This window comes from Alloalcanivorax mobilis (assembly GCF_002864685.1).
Taxonomy (GTDB): domain Bacteria; phylum Pseudomonadota; class Gammaproteobacteria; order Pseudomonadales; family Alcanivoracaceae; genus Alloalcanivorax; species Alloalcanivorax mobilis.
Window position 1 is genome coordinate 84,442 of record NZ_NMQZ01000002.1, and the last position, 16,540, is coordinate 100,981.

Annotated in this window: 18 protein-coding genes; 10 read left to right on the top strand and 8 right to left on the bottom strand. The window is 54.8% G+C overall.

All coding sequences use genetic code 11. From position 1 onward, the window contains the following. Window positions 1-392 precede the first annotated feature (392 nt). Window positions 393-1,709, top strand: a complete 1,317-nt coding sequence (locus CGS25_RS02000; RefSeq protein WP_101674406.1) for a hypothetical protein — start codon at window positions 393-395, stop codon at window positions 1,707-1,709. A 226-nt stretch (window positions 1,710-1,935) separates the two neighbouring features. Here CGS25_RS02000 and CGS25_RS02005 read toward each other — a convergent pair whose 3' ends face one another. Together CGS25_RS02005 and CGS25_RS02010 are read right to left on the bottom strand one after the other, a co-directional pair. Then, entirely contained in the window at window positions 1,936-2,160 is a 225-nt protein-coding gene (locus CGS25_RS02005) for a Txe/YoeB family addiction module toxin (RefSeq protein ID WP_232802203.1), read from the bottom strand. A gap of 28 nt (window positions 2,161-2,188) precedes the next feature. Continuing rightward, the gene (locus CGS25_RS02010) at window positions 2,189-2,461 is read right to left on the bottom strand and encodes a type II toxin-antitoxin system Phd/YefM family antitoxin (RefSeq protein ID WP_101674408.1); all 273 of its coding nucleotides are present in this window, start codon (window positions 2,459-2,461) and stop codon (window positions 2,189-2,191) included. Between the two features lie 288 nt (window positions 2,462-2,749). Between CGS25_RS02010 and CGS25_RS02020 the strand changes: the two genes are divergently transcribed. From CGS25_RS02020 to CGS25_RS02045, 6 genes are all read left to right on the top strand, one after another. Next, window positions 2,750-2,920, top strand: coding sequence for a type II toxin-antitoxin system RelE/ParE family toxin (locus CGS25_RS02020; RefSeq protein ID WP_089034440.1), 171 nt, complete (start codon window positions 2,750-2,752; stop codon window positions 2,918-2,920). Window positions 2,921-3,011: 91 nt separating this feature from the next. Beyond that, window positions 3,012-3,242 carry a DUF6429 family protein gene (locus CGS25_RS02025; protein WP_089031350.1) on the top strand — a complete coding sequence of 77 codons (231 nt, stop codon included), beginning with the start codon at window positions 3,012-3,014 and terminating at the stop codon, window positions 3,240-3,242. Between the two features lie 80 nt (window positions 3,243-3,322). Continuing rightward, on the top strand, window positions 3,323-3,997 hold the full coding sequence (locus CGS25_RS02030; RefSeq protein ID WP_232802205.1) for a TetR/AcrR family transcriptional regulator: 675 nt from the start codon (window positions 3,323-3,325) through the stop codon (window positions 3,995-3,997). Window positions 3,998-4,238: 241 nt separating this feature from the next. Continuing rightward, a complete protein-coding gene (locus CGS25_RS02035) occupies window positions 4,239-4,925 on the top strand; it encodes a cyclodeaminase/cyclohydrolase family protein (RefSeq protein WP_101674409.1) in 687 nt (228 codons plus the stop codon). Between the two features lie 132 nt (window positions 4,926-5,057). Further along, window positions 5,058-6,995, top strand: coding sequence for an ATP-binding protein (locus CGS25_RS02040; RefSeq protein ID WP_101674410.1), 1,938 nt, complete (start codon window positions 5,058-5,060; stop codon window positions 6,993-6,995). Window positions 6,996-7,077: 82 nt separating this feature from the next. Next, window positions 7,078-7,989, top strand: a complete 912-nt coding sequence (locus CGS25_RS02045; protein WP_157933767.1) for a bacteriophage abortive infection AbiH family protein — start codon at window positions 7,078-7,080, stop codon at window positions 7,987-7,989. 359 nt (window positions 7,990-8,348) lie between these two features. On the opposite strand, the gene CGS25_RS02050 is transcribed toward CGS25_RS02045, so the two are convergent. The 4 genes from CGS25_RS02050 to CGS25_RS02060 form a co-directional block, all read right to left on the bottom strand. Further along, entirely contained in the window at window positions 8,349-9,848 is a 1,500-nt protein-coding gene (locus CGS25_RS02050) for a hypothetical protein (RefSeq protein WP_157933768.1), read from the bottom strand. A gap of 188 nt (window positions 9,849-10,036) precedes the next feature. Further along, a complete protein-coding gene (locus CGS25_RS02055) occupies window positions 10,037-11,731 on the bottom strand; it encodes a hypothetical protein (protein WP_157933769.1) in 1,695 nt (564 codons plus the stop codon). A gap of 74 nt (window positions 11,732-11,805) precedes the next feature. After that, window positions 11,806-11,949, bottom strand: coding sequence for a hypothetical protein (locus tag CGS25_RS19165; RefSeq protein WP_157933770.1), 144 nt, complete (start codon window positions 11,947-11,949; stop codon window positions 11,806-11,808). A gap of 21 nt (window positions 11,950-11,970) precedes the next feature. Beyond that, entirely contained in the window at window positions 11,971-12,195 is a 225-nt protein-coding gene (locus CGS25_RS02060) for a hypothetical protein (RefSeq protein ID WP_157933771.1), read from the bottom strand. Between the two features lie 110 nt (window positions 12,196-12,305). Between CGS25_RS02060 and lldD the strand changes: the two genes are divergently transcribed. The 3 genes from lldD (at window position 12,306) to CGS25_RS19175 (ending at window position 15,292) form a co-directional block, all read left to right on the top strand. Further along, entirely contained in the window at window positions 12,306-13,448 is a 1,143-nt protein-coding gene (lldD, locus tag CGS25_RS02065; protein WP_101674415.1) for an FMN-dependent L-lactate dehydrogenase LldD, read from the top strand. Window positions 13,449-13,653: 205 nt separating this feature from the next. After that, complete coding sequence (locus CGS25_RS19170; protein WP_232802206.1) at window positions 13,654-14,007, top strand: hypothetical protein; 354 nt, start codon at window positions 13,654-13,656, stop codon at window positions 14,005-14,007. A gap of 361 nt (window positions 14,008-14,368) precedes the next feature. Further along, a complete protein-coding gene (locus CGS25_RS19175; protein WP_232802218.1) occupies window positions 14,369-15,292 on the top strand; it encodes a Fic family protein in 924 nt (307 codons plus the stop codon). 201 nt (window positions 15,293-15,493) lie between these two features. On the opposite strand, the gene CGS25_RS02075 is transcribed toward CGS25_RS19175, so the two are convergent. Next, the gene (locus CGS25_RS02075; RefSeq protein ID WP_101674416.1) at window positions 15,494-16,051 is read right to left on the bottom strand and encodes a TetR/AcrR family transcriptional regulator; all 558 of its coding nucleotides are present in this window, start codon (window positions 16,049-16,051) and stop codon (window positions 15,494-15,496) included. Between the two features lie 2 nt (window positions 16,052-16,053). Beyond that, window positions 16,054-16,518: a nuclear transport factor 2 family protein gene (locus CGS25_RS02080; protein WP_101674417.1), complete on the bottom strand. Its 465-nt coding sequence runs from the start codon at window positions 16,516-16,518 to the stop codon at window positions 16,054-16,056. Between the last annotated feature and the right edge of the window lie 22 nt (window positions 16,519-16,540).

Below are 16,540 nucleotides of genomic sequence, written 5' to 3' on the forward strand. Positions count from 1 at the left end.
GGCCGGTGGCCGCCGGACACCCTTTACGCGGCTCCTTCGTCGCCACTCCAAGGTCGCCGCTGTGCTTCGGCGTTAAATCGAAAGGAGTGGCCGCATTACATTCAGGGGAAGCAATGGGTCAGGTCTTGCCTTTTGCCTGAGGAGGGCGCGTTAGGCAAAAGGCAGGTCCTGACCCAGACGTGCTAGCTGAGTAAAGCCATCAAGTTGTTCGGTAGAGGCAACAGACTGACGGAAGGATGATCACCGAGGCTGCGGTAAGATCGATGACAGATGCACTGATGTAGTCGGGCGGGAAGCTGCTCAGCGCATCGATCAGCATTGTCGTACGCCTTAGGCATAGGCCCGATCTTGTGCTTGACTAATTAAGCAGTGTGCTGAATTTGGAGAAGGGTGTGGATGACAAGAAGAGCGATAAAAAGATATCTGACAATCCGAGTACCGAAGACATGAAAGCTCTACTCCCGGGCCTTCAGGTTCTTGAAAAAGGCGCACGTTTTCTCGGAAGGCTGGGTTTCAAGCGAGGGAAAATGTTGCGCTTCGCTGACCAAATAGATGAACTGGCCGAGCATTCAAAAATTATCGACTTACCTGATCGCTTCAATGAGGCTTTCGGGCCGCTTGGCTGGATAGCCGTCGGGTCGGCGCTGTCCGTTGAAGTCATGGATGAGGCGTTGTCGCTCCACGCCGAAGGGAGCATTGACGAGGCCGAGATGGTACTCGTCGAATGGTTCACCAAGGAAAACATCGAGCTTTTCGCAATCCTTCGAGCGCGTCGTTTTCATCAAGCAAGCCTTCGGGATGATCAACTGAAGGAAGCACTCCAGCTCTATCTGGAAGAGCGATACATAGCGGCGGTCCCGCTCATCCTGATCGCTTGCGATGGACTTGCTTCCGATGTAGCGCCGGTCAGCCCATTCGAGAAGGGTGCTGATCTCAGCTGTTTTGACTCGATCACAGGCCACAGCACCGCTTTGCCGGAGTTGATGAAGCTAATTACCAAAGGTGTTAGAAAATCCCGCGACGATGCGCTCGACCTGCCGCTGAGGCATGGCATTCTACACGGTCGCTCTTTGGGGTATGCAAACAAGAAAGTGTGTGCGAAGGCTTGGCTTTTGATGATGGCACTGGTTGATTGGGCGACTGACAAGTCATCGGAAGAAGAACGGCGCGCACAGCATGAAAAGAAGCAGCAAGAAACACTCTCGGACATTCTTGAAAAACATCGTCAGACGCAGGCCGACCGCAAGGCTATGGACGCGTTCGAACCTTACCATGTCGACTTGCCGTTGACCAAGCCGCTTACCCCCGGTTCGCCTGAGAATGCGGTCTCCGAGTTTCTTTCCGGATGGAAAGCTAAGAACTTTGGGAAGATGGCGCAACACGCGGTTAATGTCACGCAGAAGCCGGCAAAAAAAATGGCCGGCGAAATAAGATCAACGGCCGATCATGTAGAGCTTATCAATTATGAAATCCTGTCGATCCATCGCACCACTGTCGTGCGTTGTGACGTCCGGCTTTGGGCGAAGGCAAAAACCCTCATGAATGAGGTAGACGGCGAGTTCAGCTTGGTAGTCTTTCGCTTCACTGCCGACGGCAATGTCGCCATGCCGAGTGAAGACGGTAAGTGGTGCATCCAGCAAAATTTCATGTACAAAATAATGCAAGAGAAGTTTGCCGACACGGCCAACAATCCGAGCACCAAAGGATAGTTGGCAGTGCAGGCGGTTTGATCGCTTTGCATTGACAGCAATCAGATAGAGTCAGGTCTTGCCTTTTGCCTTTCAGGACGCAAGAAGCCCCGGCCATGGGCGGGGTCATCCCTCCACTATCGCTTGCCGTGGCTCGGTCGACACCACGCTTCTGAACTCAGCAACGCCGACCGCTAGCCCTTGCACCATCGGGGTAGGGCATGATGATGGGATCGTGGCGGGCGGTTCACGGCTGATCGTAGTGCCCGCCAAGCGCGAAGATATAAATGGAGGAGGCATCAAACTGATACACAATCCGATCTTTCTGGGACAAGCGCCTGGACCAGAAACCAGACAGATTGTGCTTCAGCGGCTCGGGTTTGCCGATACCCACGCTGGGGTCGTCGCAACGAATCAACTCCTTGATCACCTTGCGCGTGGCATCGTGCAGCTTTCTGTCCTTCTGGCGCATGGCCTCATACGCCTCCCAGGTTTTACCCTCAAAGACCAGTGATCTCATCCATTTGCTCATCGGTTGGCGTATAGCCAGCGCGCTCGCTGTGCGTTTTCGCCGAGTCCGCCAGTTGGCGCATCAGGCTGCTGTTCTGCAGCACATACAGCGTCTCCTGTTCGCGCTCCCAATCCTCGGCACTGAGCACCACGAAGTCTTCCCCGGAGCGCCGGGTCACTCTGAGGGGTTCATGTTTGCTAAGGCTCTCTTCCACAAGCTTTTTCAGGTTGTCCCTGAACTTGTTGACGCTCACGGTATCCATTTCAGGCACCAAATTATGTACTAAATTGCCGTACGATTGTACGTTCGGCGGACTGGGGATGGCAAGGAATAAGGGTATTGGGCCGGCGCAAGCGAGTAGGGTGATATCGTCATACTCTGCCGATCTCGGGAGCACCCGCGATCAGGACCAGCAAGCCCAGGAGCGGCTTGTCAGGCTGAGGCAGGCCCTGGTTGACGGTGAAGCAAGCGGCGAGCCCAAGCCAGTCGATATGACGGCGATCAAGGCGGCTGGCCGCAAGCGGATGAAGGCGCCGGAGTAGGGCCCACGCTGGGCCTTACACCCAAGGCGGAATCCGACCTCATCGACATCTGGGCGTATACCTGCGAAGAGTGGAGCGCGGATCAGGCGGATGGCTACCTTGATCAGTTGGAAGCAGGGATGATGCCTCTGGTTCAACATCAGTACCTGGGGGCACCGGAAAGGCTTGTGGGTGACTAATGGCAGAGGCCTGACGAATCATATAGGCCGGCTTCGCTTTGCGGCGCGGCTTACCGCAGACGTGAAAGGGCCCATCACTGGAGGTTGAGGCATGGAAATTGACGAAGAGAAAATTGACGAGGCCGTACTGGCTTTGTTGTACCTGACTTTGCATGATGGCGATCGGGCGTGGAAGTCCTTCGATTGGGATGCCATGAACAGGCTTCACGAAAAGGGGCAGATTGAAAATCCGGTCGGTAAGGCCAAGTCTATCCTGTTCACTGAGGAGGGCCTCAAAGAGTCAGAGCGTTTGTTCCAGAAATTTTTCGCCAAGGACTCGTGAGCATGGCACGGACCTTTTGGTCAGGCGGTCAACCGGAAGTCAAAAGAAGGGTTTTGGGTTAAGCGGGTACGTGTTTCCCGGTGCCGTTCCGGATTGCCCCAGGCCCCGATCCGTGCGCGCTTTCCGCGAGCCATGCCCGCACAACTTCTGGACGCGGCCCGTGCATCTACGCTCGCGCCAGCGACACCCTGGCCGACGAAGCCGGCGTCTCCAGCGGCACCCTCTACAACGACTTCCGCTCCCGCGAAGCAGTGCTCGAAGCCGTTGGCCTGGAACTCGCCGTCCAACTCTCCGAGCAGATCCTCACCGTCAGCGAAGCCGTCGAAAGCGGCGCCGAACGCCTCAGCATCGCCGTACGCACCTTCATGAACAAAGCCCGCACCGACCCCGACTGGACCCGCGCCCTGATCACCGTGGTCCGCTACGCCGAAGGCATGCGCTCCACCCTCGCCACCTACCTCCGCGTCGACCTGCAAGCCGGAAGCCGCCAAGGCGACTTCCACTACGCCCACGAAGAAATGGCCATGAGCATGGTCATCTCCGCCACCCTGGGCGCCATGAACCTGCTCGTGGAAGACGGTGAAGTGGAACACGCCGACCGGAGCGCTGCGGAAATGGTGCTGCAGGCGCTGGGGGGAGGCCGCCGGAGAAAGCTAAGCGGATTGCTGGGTTGCCGTTGCCGGGGGAGGCCTGCTAGACGGTCTCCTCCCCAGCGTGGGTGGCTGGCCTGCGATTTATCTGACTTGGGGAATTAGTAAGGGCTTACTTAAAAAGTTGCTGGCGCTCGGGCGTTGGCGGCCTTTTTGTTTTTGGGGGGCAGAGAATTGGCCGAGATGCCAGGAAGAGAATAGTGTGAAGCGTTTGTCAGTGGAGGGCTTTTCTGGTTTTATTTTGTTTCATGAGAGATAAATGAAAAGACATCACGCCGGCGCTTTCATTAGGTGCCCATGCTAACGGTCTAATGCTGGTTATACTTAGAAAAATTGGAGTAAAAAAATGGATGAAGTGCCAGGCGGGCTAATGACGATCCCAGCAGGGACGCTTTTGGATAAATTTGGTTCCGGTACTCATGCTCCTGGGTCAGGGAGTGCGGCGGCACTGATGGGTATCTTGTCGGCGAAGCTTATTATTACTGTTGGTAAATTGTCTCTGAAGAAGGATGGGTATAAAGCTGACCACAGCAAAATTAAATATATAAATGACAGAATTGAGAAAGATATAGAGCCAGAGCTAAAAAGGCTTTTTGATGAAGATGCTAGAATTTTTGATGAGGTTATTAGTTTCCGTGTTGCGCGAGATAAAGCTACCGACAAGAACGAAAAGAGGCGTCTGGGGGAACAAGCCAACAATAAGCTGCGTGTCGCCACAGATATCCCGATTCGAATTTGTGAGCTTTCGTTACGGTTAATAGATCATGGGACGGCCATGTTTGACATGGGCTTTAAGGCTGCTCGAGGAGACAGTGGTGCTGCAGTAAGTTCTGCTGTAGCCGGCGCGATGTCCGCAATCTTTGTAGTCAGCCTGAACTTGCGCTCCTTTAAACAGAGTGATTGGGCTCAATCTAAAAGAAAGCGCGTAGCTGAGTTGGAGAGAGAGCTGGAGATAAAACAGTTGGATGCATTCGGTCGAGTCAGCCAGCTTAAAGAAGAGGATGTCGAGGCTATGTCCTTGGACTTGGATTGAGTATAAGCATCGGCTGCAAAGCAGCCTATTTTTCACAGCATTACAGTTCTAAATCGGTACGTGACCCAGAGTTTAACTTGACATGTAAATCAATTGGCCTGGTGAAAATTTAGTCTGTAAAAAAGGGGAATTATGGAATACTCGGTCACCTATGAGGATGGGTTTCTAACCAGAGAGATTGGTGCCATTGCCACAAAGGCGGATGTAGCCATCACAGAACTCATTGCGAATGGCCATGATGCGGGCGCGTCAGAAGTCAGGATTATTTTTCCCGAAGAAAGAGGAAGCCTAATTACGGTCGAGGACAATGGAGTTGGACTTACCGAATCACAATTCGAGAAAAGATGGTTGAAGCTTCGCTATGACCGAAAAAAGCATCAAGGCCCATTGGTGGAGATACCAGAAGATAATAATCTGAGAAAGACAAGGCTTGCCTTCGGGAGAAACGGCGTCGGACGTCATGCAGGTCTCTGTTTTGATGATGAGTACACCGTCGAGACTTGGCGAAACGAAGAGTGCAATATATACGAGCTAAAGCTTTCATCCGGCCGGCAGCCGATTGAGGTTGGAAGGCACCGAAAGGAGCTTAAGTCAGGTCATGGAACAAAGATAAAGGTCGTTGCTAATAAAAACTTGATTCCAGTTGAAGAACTGACCGAAACGATATCTGCAAGATTTCTGTTCAATCCAGAATTTAAAGTATATGTAAACGGGAAACTTATAACGCTATCCGAGCACCCCGGTATTGTCAAAAGAACAGAGATCAATCCCGTCGGCAGCATAAATATAAAATTGACTCTGGTTGATTCATCAACCGCGTCCCGAACCGCTAGGCAGCACGGGGTGGCTTTTTGGTTGGGAGGTCGTTTATTGGGCGATCCTTCTTGGTCCATAAATGGACAGCAAGTATTCGACGGTCGCAGGTCTTTTGCCAAGCGATACACCGTGATTGCGGAGTCTGAGGATCTTTTTGACTTCATTGAGGCTGACTGGTCTGGCTTTAAATCCGATTTTTCTGCTCTAAATCTAATAGCAGAAGAGATTTCTGATTTTGTGAAATCTTGCTACTTAGAACTTTCTAAAAGCGAAATAGAAACAACTAAACGTCAGGTTCTTGATTCGCACAAAAGTGAGCTAAAAGAATTGCCAAGACTGGCTCGAAGAGAGTTGCTAAGTTTTGTTGACGATATGTTATCCGGAAGTCCTGACATAAAGATTGAGCTTCTTGAGCTTGCATTTAAGGCGGCACTCAATCTTGAGAAATCTAGAGCTGGAATATCGCTATTATATAAGCTGACGAATATATCACCAAACGACTCCGAGTCGCTGAACTCGTTCTTGGAAGAATGGAGCGTGTCTGACGCAATGTGCGTTCTCGCCGAGATAGATTCTAGAATCAAAGTAATAGAGGCTATAGATAGACTGAGCGGTGATCACAGTGTGGACGAGCTTCATACCTTACACCCCTTGATCGAAAAGGCTCGATGGGTATTCGGTCCTGAATTCGATACGCCAGAGTATGCAAGCAACAGAGGTCTAATCAAGACAATGGTTGCTGTTTTTGGAGGAAGATATAAGAAACAGGATTTTAAAAATTCTGCAAAAAGACCAGATATTGTGGTTGGTGAGAACTCATCTATTAGCTCATTAGGTTTAGAAGAGTTTTCGGGTGAGATAAGAAAAACAAAAAGAGTTTTGTTGATTGAGCTTAAGAAAGGTGGTTTCGAGATTGGCCGTGGAGAAATGGATCAGGCTAAATACTATGTTGAGGACATTTGGCATGCCGGTGTTGGCTCCTCTCAACCATACATAAAAGCCTTTGTGGTCGGCGAAAGTATTGATCATCTTACAGGAAAATACCAAACAGTAGGAAAGTCAAGGGATGAGCAGTTTGGAGAAGTTCATGCTGTAACATATTCGGAATTGGTTCGAAGCGCCGAGGCTCGATTGTTTTCGCTAAAAGAGAGAATCGAGAGTCGATATGATGGTTTGGAGGATGGTCCGCTCCTGGATGAGCTATTGGGGAATCCCGTGCAAACAGATTTAGATTATGCAGCCGGCCACGATTAAGGTGATTTTTAACAAATGAAAGCACTCGGGCGCAGAAAGCCGCGCTGATGTTTGAGGCGATAGGTTGCAAGGAGATCGAAGATTGTCAGCCAAAGCGCTTTATATAATAGGTAATGGATTTGACCTGCACCATTGCCTGTCGACCAGCTTCTCTAACTTCAAGGATTTTTTGGCTCGTCGTAACCCCGACCTTCAATCTACGATTGAAGAGTATCTTTGCGCTCTCAGCGGAAACTGGGCAAATCTTGAGGAAGCCTTGGCTTACTTCGACATTGATCGAGTCCTAGATTATGCTTCGAATTTCTTAGTATCTTATGGCGCGGATGATTGGAGCGATTCATACCATCATGACTATCAATGTGAAATAAATGAGATCGTGCAAGCTGTATCTAGCCGGCTGAAGGAAGAGTTTTGTTCTTGGGTGGAGACAGTTCAAATTCCCGATGAAGCAGCAAAAAGAATTCTCAAGGTAGAGCCGAACGCATTGTTTCTTAATTTCAACTACACAAATACCATTCAAGAGCTTTATTCGAGGGCGCAGCCTCAAGTGCTCCACATTCACGGCTCAGTCGAAGATGGGGACGAGGGGATTATTCTTGGTCATGGTTGGAGCGCTGCTGAGCGACCGAAATTAAACGAATGGAATGAGTTCGATGATATAGACACACGAGTCATGGAAGGCTACGAGCTTATAGAGAGCTATTCTGAGGATACATTCAAACCAACCGAAGAAATCATAAAGAGAAATCAAGATTTCTTCGCTAGTCTCCTGAGTGTATCTGACGTTTATGTTTGGGGGCATTCGTTATCAAGCGTTGACCTTCCATATCTCGCTGAGGTTGCAGCTATCACTAACGCAAACCGCCCAGTTTGGCATATTAGTCACTATAACTCCTCCTCCAGTGCCGAAGATAACGCAGCCGCGATGCCACCCATTGGGGTAGAGGATTTTCGAGTGCGTCACCACCAGCTCGCGGAGTATGTCCTTATCTAAGCAACCTAACAAGTAGTTGCAGTATGTTACGGTCCTGTGGGCCTCTACCAGACAAGTTTTGCGGCGCGTTGCCTTTCCAAACAGTTACTGAACACCGGGGTTAAGCAAAAATCGCTGCAGAAGATGGAATGCCTAAAGATAACAGGTACCGTCATTTTTGTTGTCGCTGATTGGTCAACCGTTTCTAGGCGCGGTGGACTGTCACGTTAATACCATCACTACACACCGTGCTCCTTGTTGGTGCGGCGGGTTCTGCAACGGTTTCCTTATCCTTGGACTGGCCAAGCACGAACACGACATAGAGCGTTCTGCTCTCCAATTGCGCCCCGGTGGCGGGTCACTGATTGTTCATATCTTGGTCATTCATCTGGCCTCCCAAACCACAGATGGGGTGGTATGGGTAACCGGTGGTGCCTACATGCGGTTAAGAACAACGGAAAAAATCCAAATTGGAAAGCTTCAAATTTCAATATTTCCGAATGTTCTTTAGCAATACTCTCGACCTCGACTGATAACGAGGCCCTCTCTCCGCTCATGCTTAGTGCTGGCACTGGTACCGCGATACCTATGCTTTCTCCTTGGCGCCAAATCACGCTGTCCGTCTCTTCATGGGGTACCCATACCTGCTGAGTCATGTGATCTAACTCTTGGTCGACGGTTTCCTGGAAATTTTTTAAGTCAGCAGTTGCTTTAAGGCGTTCGAGTCCGACAAGGATAAGCGGAACTAGAATGCTCCCCGTTGTCGAGCGTTGGAAGTACGCATCACTTTGGTCTGCGGGATGACACGCCAAACGCCGATAGTCCTGCATGCAGGTGACCCAATTCGATCGACGAGCATACCGGTAGGCCATCCTAAAGGCGATCTCTCTGAAATAGCCTTCAAGGCCGCTCATTCGGCCAGAGACTTCAGCCAAAAGCATGATCATCCCAATCTCGATCTGATGATCGTCCCGGATGGGGGCGACCAGGGTGGGATTGTTGTTAATCATCAAGATGGCTAGGTCGAGAGCTTCGTCCCGCTTCATTAGATGGGCCTGCATTTGTTCATTGTCCGAGCGGCATGCTATAGCATGATGCCAGAGACCGAGTAGAGCCATGCGGCCTAGAGTTTCAAATAGCGAAAGGTTGATATCCAGAGCAGAGCGAGAACGCACAGAGGCAGAAAGGGCGTGTTGACGGGATGCATGACGGCCGATTTTCTCAATGAGTAGACTTTGCCCCATGCTCAGGTATAGAGACAGTACGTGATCGAGTATTTCAATACGCTCGTCGCGCCTTGTCTTCGATTTTTCCGGACACCTGCGATAGGCATCCCAAGCGTGTAATAGTGCCAGTTCACAAGCTCGGTATGGCGCATCTAGGTTTTTGGCATCGACGCCGTTACCTACGAGGATCCATAGGCAGATTAGCATCTGTCGCAGACGTGTTGTACCAGGCTTTCCAGGGGCTAGATCATTCGTAAGAGCATTAAGGAGAGCACGAAAGTTGATGTAGGCTTCGTCAGGCTCGCTGACGAGGGCAATTGCCTTTTGAAAATATGATCGATGGTCCGGGTCAAGCAATTCTTGTTTAAGAATGCCTGAGAGAATCAGGTTTGCGAGCCTGTCTCCATTCCACTCCCGAAAACTTAATGCGTCTTTAGTATTGGTCTGGACAAAGCCGCTCCAGGTCGAGCGAATGCCTTCCTGGATCTCTCCGCCCATGCAGAGGCAGACTGCAACCGGGAGATCTTGATATTGTGCTGGCACTCTATTTGGAAGGTAGTCATCTATGACTTCGATTAGTGAAGGACGAACTCCTTGCAAGGTCCCATCCCAGTCCTGACGGCCAATATCACCGGATTTAATGACGAATAGCATGAGTGATCTCTCCCTGCCGTTGTCTGGATCCGGCCCTACAGCCGCGACATCAACGCCGGCTTGGCGCCCTCCTATTCGGGGATGGTGGATTAATTCATAACCAAGCTCGCTAAGAAGTTGCGGTAGCAAGACGTCAAGTCCTCCGCGTTCCTTCATGTCCTGAAGGTGCTGTCTTACCAATAGCTTCATTAGTTATCTCTTTGCTCGAACCGAAATATTTCTAACATATAGTCAGTGCCGGTAGGGTCAAAAAAAATTCCTTTGGGAAGTTCGCTTTCCACGGACATTGCCCCCATTTTTAAAGTCTGGGGGCGGCGGATTCCTTCGTGATCCATGATGCTGTAGCTGGATCGGTCTCCATAGAGTAGCGTTTGCGTAGTTAAGAGACTGGCAAATAGTGACTTTTCCCTCGCTGATTCGTGTATTTTTTCGGACTCCTCCGCCTCTTGGAAGCGGACAAGTGCGCGTTGTGAAGATGATGGCTCAAGCTCGACTACGTCCCTCGCCTCCTCAAAGCCCTCCCATATAACTTCAGCCCGCTCTAGCGCTTCACGAATAAACTTGTTCCCACGCCCTCTCTTCTGAATTAATGACTCTAGCCATTTCCTCAAAGCTCCTCCGTAGTTTAGTAAAAGCGGGTCGAAGAGTAGATCCGCGGCTGCCGGCGAGGCCGCGCCGCCTTTACGTAGCAACGCAATAATCCATGATGCTGCCGTCATCGGGGCTATAAACAAGTAACCAATGGCCTTTCGGCAAACGAAAATCTGATCTTTGGCACTGTCTGGAAGCACGTCAGGCGGGACATTAAGGTTTGGTTCGGTGCTGTTAACCTCGGAGAAGCAGTGGGCGAGAGCTGTACACATTTGGTGGTCGCCTTCCAGCAGCCACTTAGTTGCCAAGCGTGCGCGCTCGCCAGCCAATTCACTAGTGTCGTCGGAAAAAAATTGGCGCAGAGACTTGCTGCCGACTTGACCCTGTGTTTTCGAAATGAGAGTGGCAACTGTTTGCCCGATCTCGGCTGGATATTCCGGCCACAGTTCGCTTAATGCTGTTTCGGCTTGCTGAACCGTGGCGGCCTTTTCTGGATTAATTGATAGGAGTCCCCTCAAGCAGCTTGCCACCTCCCTGTCGCTCATTTTTTTTCCGTGCCAGTATAGAGCCGTAGCCATCATATGGACTGCGGTGGGATCGGTTGATCCTGAGAGTTGGTCTAGCGCGGCCGCAATCTCTGATCGGTCGATTGTGGGGTGTTTTTCCGCGATGTCGAGTGCGGCCTTGATCAAGCTGGCGGCTTCCTCATGCGGAAATGACTCTATGGCTTCGAGGATCGTGCTAAGTGAGCTTAATGCTTCGCTTTCATCTAAGGTCATGCGGGATAGAGCGAGTACTCCCGCTGCCCGCTCATCTCCTTCGTTTTTGGCCGATCGCTGCGCCTCCTCGGGATCCCCGGTAGCCTGTAGAGCAAAAACGAGGTGACGAAGTGCAAGTGGATCTCCGGCGCGTGCCGACACGATCACTTCGCTTGCGCGGCGGTCATCTTTTGCACACCACTTGAGAAACGCTGCATTCGGCTGGTTCGCAGCGAGATCCTCTCCTCCCTGTTCCACCAGTGTCGAGACCAAAGCCATGATTTCCGGTGGGGCTCTCACTAAATGCGGGCTAACTTGGCAAAGTACAATTTGGATATTGAAGAAATTGGACCCGTGTAGTTTACCTAATGCGTCAATATCTGCGTCTGAAAGCAAATCGTTTCGGGAGGAGGCTCCGCGTGCTATAGCTTCTATTAAATTTTCATTATTGCGATCTGATGGAGCTAGTACTTGTGCCCCCGCTATGAGGCCTTGGTCTCGTACAATTTTCTCAATCTCATCGTCTGTTATCATGCCCGGGTCCCTAACGCTATCGAGCTTAGCTCTTCAGCTAACACTCCTTCCAGCCAATGCCGTCCCTTCGCCTGTTAAGCATTGAGTAACGCTAATTTAATTGCTTCCGCCCCCTTTCGGTAGCACACCACAGCCAAAAGCTCAGAATCAACCCAAACACCCCAGTAACGGCTCCCACGATAGTGACCGATCTCAATGTTCGGCTTGCGCTTTTTCATGATACATCCCTGTTTGTTTGGTTAGCCATTGCCTTCATCGAGAAAGGCACAGGCCCACTGTTCTGCGTGACTCCGGCCCAATAAGGCAAGTCTTTTGGCATCCCTGATTATTCGGTCCTCGGCGCCGAAGGCGCCCAGTTGCTCGGCCATCACGGAGAAAAGCGCCTCCAAATAGTTAAACTGCTCAACAGCCAAACTTGCCATATCGCATACTTCGGTCCGCTCCACATCGTACGGCTTGGTCATCTCCGCCTCCTTCAATTACTCTCCTTAAATCGACCCATCCAGTAGAGCGCAGACCACTAATTACGGTCTACAGACGATAAGTAGCACTTTCCCGCTTTGTTGAGACAACCATGATCATCTCCTCCACCCACGATTACCGCCTCGCCGCCAAACGCCGCCTGCCGCCCTTCCTGTTCCACTACATCGACGGGGGCGCGTACGACGAGCACACCCTGGCGCGCAATGTGGCGGATCTGCGCGATCTGGCGTTGCGGCAGCGGGTGTTGAAGGAGGTGGGGGAGGTGGATCTGTCGGCGCGGTTGTTCGGGGAGGCGGTGAGCCTGCCGGTGGCGTTGGCGCCGGTGGGGCTCACCGGGATGTACGCGCGGCGGGGCGAGGTGCAGGCGTCGCGGGCGGCGGCGTCGCGGGGCGTGCCGTTTACGTTGTCGTCGGTGTCGGTGTGCCCCATCGAGGAGGTGCAGCCGGCGACGACGCGGCCGATGTGGTTTCAGCTGTATGTGCTGCGCGACCGCGGTTTCATGAAGAACGCGCTGGAGCGGGCCTGGGCGGCGGGGGTGCGGACGCTGGTGTTCACGGCGGATATGCCGGTGCCGGGGGCGCGCTATCGCGATCGGCATTCGGGGATGTCCGGGCGCTTCGCGGCCTGGCGGCGAGTGCTGCAGGCGGTGACGCACCCGCGCTGGGCGTGGGACGTGGGCCTGCGCGGGCGGCCGCACGATCTGGGCAATGTGTCGGCCTATCTGGGCCATCGCATCCACCTGGAGGATTATATCGGCTGGCTGGGCGAGAACTTCGATCCGTCCATCGGCTGGCGGGATCTGGAATGGATTCGTGAGTATTGGAAAGGCTCGATGGTGCTCAAGGGCATTCTCGACCCGGAGGACGCCCGCGAGGCGGTGCGGTTCGGCGCGGACGGCATCGTGGTCTCCAACCACGGCGGGCGCCAGCTCGACGGCGTGCTCTCCTCGGCCCGGGCGCTGCCGGCCATCGCCGACGTGGTGCAGGGCGACCTGACCCTGCTGGCCGATTCCGGCGTCCGCTCCGGCCTGGATGTGGTGCGCCTGCTGGCCCTGGGCGCGGACGGCGTGCTGCTGGGCCGCGCCTTCGTCTACGCCCTCGCCGCCGCCGGCGAGCAGGGCGTGGCCCATATGCTGGACCTGATCGCCAGCGAGATGAAGGTGGCGATGACGTTGACCGGGGCGCGGGCGGTTGGGGAGATTTCGCGGGAGAGTCTGGTGCGGGCGGGGGATTGAGCGATCTCGCCTTGTTAAAGGCTGGCTTTAGTACGCGCTACCTGTTCCCCGGGGCTTGGCGCTTTGCACCAACCAGAGCATAATCATTTTTGTGTAAATCCTTGTTAGTGTAATCGTTTTTGTGCACAGCTAACCCGTTTTGTGCAGCGGCCAGCTGGTATCGCCGCTTTCGGTTGTCCATAAGCCGTTTCACTCGGAGGTCCCCATGATGGAATTGCCCACCGATCCGATTGGTGCCGCCTGGCTGGCACGGGCTTATGACGTCATGCCGCTGGGGACCCTGGCGGTGGTGAGCCAGATGAGGGGGCGCCGCACGACGGAAGTGAACGATGGCTTCCGGCTGGAAACCTATCCCGAGGCCATGCGGCCGCCGGCCAACCCGGCCGCGCATTTGCAGTTTCACTTGCGCCATGAGGTGCCGCATCTGGAGTTTCTTGCCCGTTTGTTCGGGCGCACCGGGCCCGGGTTTGTGCAGGCGTGGGTGGCGGCGGAGCCCACCGGCCAGTACGCCCGCCGCGCCGCCTTCCTGTATGAATGGCCGCGCCGCCTTCCTGTATGAATGGTTGACGGACGAGGCGCTGGCGGTGCCCGAACGGCTGGGGGGCAACTACGTGGATGCTCTCGATGACAGCAAGTTGGTGGCGGCCTCCGCTGATCAGGTGGTCAAGAGCAAACGCTGGCGGGTCAACGACAACATGCCGGGTACGCGCTGTTTCTGCCCGATGGTGGTCAAGACCGAGTCGCAGACCCAGGCGGCGGAGTTGGATGTGGGCGCGCTGTTTGGCGAGCTCACTGAAGAGTTCGGTGAGGACCTCCTGGTGCGCGCGGCGGTATGGATGACCCTGCGCGAAAGCAAGGCCAGCTTCGCGATTGAGGGGGAGGCCGATCAGGTAGGGCGGGTGCAGCGTTTCGCCGACGTCATGGCGCGGCGTACCGGGCAGGGGAGGCCGCCGCTTGACGATGTGAGCCTGGCCGATCTGCAAAGGGAAATTCTGGGCGAGAGAACCACCCTCGAGCACTTTGGCATTCGTCAGTCTCCGGTGTTTGTTGGCGAGATGGTGCGCTACCAGGAAGTGGTGCATTACGTGGCGCCGCCGGACGACGCCGCTGCCGCGATGCTGGAAGGCCTGCGGGTGTTTCTTGAGCGGACCCGTGGCCAGTCTTCCACAATGCGCAGCGCGGTGGCGGCCTTCGGGTTTGTGTACATCCACCCGCTGGCCGATGGCAACGGCCGCGTGCATCGCTTCCTGATCAACGATGTCCTGCGCCGTGACGGCGTGATCCCGGATCCGGTGATCCTGCCGGTGTCCGCCGTGATCATGGATGACGCGGGCGAGCGGCGCGGCTACGACCGGGTGCTGGACGAGGTCTCCAAACCCCTGATCCAGGCCGTGCGCCAGCACGTCGAGTTCACACCGACACAAACCACCTACCCGGATGGCGTGGTGTCCAACCTGGTGTTCCATGGTGCGAAGCAGGCGATGCCGCTTTGGCGCTATCCCGACCTGACGCCCCATGTGATTTTCCTGGCGGCGATTCTCCGTCGGACCTTGACCGAGCAGATGCGCGTGGAGTCCCGATACCTGCGCACTCACGCGCGGGCCCGTGCGGCGCTCAAGGAGGTGGTGGAGATGCCGGACCCTCAGGCGGATCGCCTATTGCGTTCCATCGAACAGAATAGCGGGCAACTCAGCAACGTCCTGGCCAAGGAAATGCCGGTGCTTCGGAGAGCCGGGGTGTGGGAAGAACTCGTTGAGGCTGTTGCGCGAGTCTTTCAGGAAGAGGAGGAGACGGACGCCAAGGTGCTGGATCGGTATCGCCCGGAGAAGCCGGTTGGGAAGTAGTATCCAGCCTTGTGGAGGTTGAGTTATCAAAGCGTCCCTGCCGGGCGACGCCGCCGGCGAGATGTAAGGTGGCGATGACGCTCACCGGGGCGAGGGCGGTTGGGGAGATTTCGCAGGAGAGTCTGGTGCGCGCGGGTGAGTGAGTCCTGTCTAAGGATACAATTGGACGCAGCCTCACTATACAAATGGACGCGCCACGGCCTATTTCTCAGCCATGGCCCGCAAACCAGCGATCACCCGCTCAAACAGCCCCGCATCGCGCCGCGCCCGGGCCAGGGTGATGGCGCCCTGTATCCCCGCTACCACCTGCTCGGCAATGGCGTTGGCGCGCTCCGCGTCGTGGCCCAGGCGGCGCAGGGCGTGGGCGAGCGCTTCGGTCCAGTGGGCGAAGTAGGCGTTCACGGCGCTGGCGAATCGGTCCCGCGTGTCCGAGAGCGCGAAGGCACCCACCAGGCACACCCGCTGCCCGGAGCGAAAATAGGCGGAGACCGCCTCCCACATGGCGTCGATGGCCGCTTGCGCGTCCGCTTTTGAACGGAGGGGGGCGAAGATTTCGCGCTCGAACCAGGCGTCGATGTCTTCCAGCACTGCGGCTGCCATTTCCGCCTTCCCGCCGGGGAAGAAGTGATACAGGCTGCCACGGCCCAGCCCGGTCTGTTTAGTGATGACCGACAGGCTGGCGCCCTCGTAGCCGTGCTCGCGGAAGGCTTCCCCCAGTAGGGGAAGCACGTCCGCGCGTTCCATCACCATGCGCGCCATGCTCAGAGCCCCAGATCGCTGAGCCCGGGGTGGTCCTCCGGGCGGCGGCCCAGCGGCCAGTGAAACTTCCGCTCGGATTCCGCGATGGGCACATCGTTGATCGACGCGATCCGCCGCCGCATCAGGCCCTGGTCGTCGAACTCCCAGTTCTCATTGCCGTAGGCCCGGAACCACTGGCCGCTGTCGTCGTGGCATTCATAGGCGAAGCGCACCGCGATGCGGTCGCCACCCCAGGCCCAGACTTCCTTGATCAGGCGGTAGTCGAGCTCGCGGGCCCACTTGCGGCGCAGGAAGGCGACGATCTCTTCGCGGCCGCGCAGAAATTCCGCCCGGTTCCGCCACAGGCTGTCTTCGGTGTAGGCCAGCGACACCTTCTCGGGGTCGCGGCTGTTCCAGGCGTCTTCCGCCATGCGCGCTTTCCGCGCGGCGGTGTCCTGGTCGAACGGGGGGAGGGGTGGTCGGGCCATTGTGAATCTCCTTTTGTGTACC

What these genes read in the sequence shown, in the direction of transcription:
- CGS25_RS02025 (WP_089031350.1), top strand. Translation starts at nt 3,012, where the DNA reads ATGGAAATTGACGAAGAGAAAATTGACGAGGCCGTACTGGCTTTGTTG.
- CGS25_RS19170 (WP_232802206.1), top strand. Translation starts at nt 13,654, where the DNA reads ATGATGGAATTGCCCACCGATCCGATTGGTGCCGCCTGGCTGGCACGG.
- CGS25_RS19175 (WP_232802218.1), top strand. Translation starts at nt 14,369, where the DNA reads ATGGCGCGGCGTACCGGGCAGGGGAGGCCGCCGCTTGACGATGTGAGC.
- CGS25_RS19165 (WP_157933770.1), bottom strand. Translation starts at nt 11,949, where the DNA reads ATGAAAAAGCGCAAGCCGAACATTGAGATCGGTCACTATCGTGGGAGC.
- lldD (WP_101674415.1), top strand. Translation starts at nt 12,306, where the DNA reads ATGATCATCTCCTCCACCCACGATTACCGCCTCGCCGCCAAACGCCGC.
- CGS25_RS02080 (WP_101674417.1), bottom strand. Translation starts at nt 16,518, where the DNA reads ATGGCCCGACCACCCCTCCCCCCGTTCGACCAGGACACCGCCGCGCGG.
- CGS25_RS02010 (WP_101674408.1), bottom strand. Translation starts at nt 2,461, where the DNA reads ATGGATACCGTGAGCGTCAACAAGTTCAGGGACAACCTGAAAAAGCTT.
- CGS25_RS02040 (WP_101674410.1), top strand. Translation starts at nt 5,058, where the DNA reads ATGGAATACTCGGTCACCTATGAGGATGGGTTTCTAACCAGAGAGATT.
- CGS25_RS02005 (WP_232802203.1), bottom strand. Translation starts at nt 2,160, where the DNA reads ATGCGCCAGAAGGACAGAAAGCTGCACGATGCCACGCGCAAGGTGATC.
- CGS25_RS02035 (WP_101674409.1), top strand. Translation starts at nt 4,239, where the DNA reads ATGGATGAAGTGCCAGGCGGGCTAATGACGATCCCAGCAGGGACGCTT.
- CGS25_RS02050 (WP_157933768.1), bottom strand. Translation starts at nt 9,848, where the DNA reads ATGCTATTCGTCATTAAATCCGGTGATATTGGCCGTCAGGACTGGGAT.
- CGS25_RS02075 (WP_101674416.1), bottom strand. Translation starts at nt 16,051, where the DNA reads ATGGCGCGCATGGTGATGGAACGCGCGGACGTGCTTCCCCTACTGGGG.
- CGS25_RS02055 (WP_157933769.1), bottom strand. Translation starts at nt 11,731, where the DNA reads ATGATAACAGACGATGAGATTGAGAAAATTGTACGAGACCAAGGCCTC.
- CGS25_RS02060 (WP_157933771.1), bottom strand. Translation starts at nt 12,195, where the DNA reads ATGACCAAGCCGTACGATGTGGAGCGGACCGAAGTATGCGATATGGCA.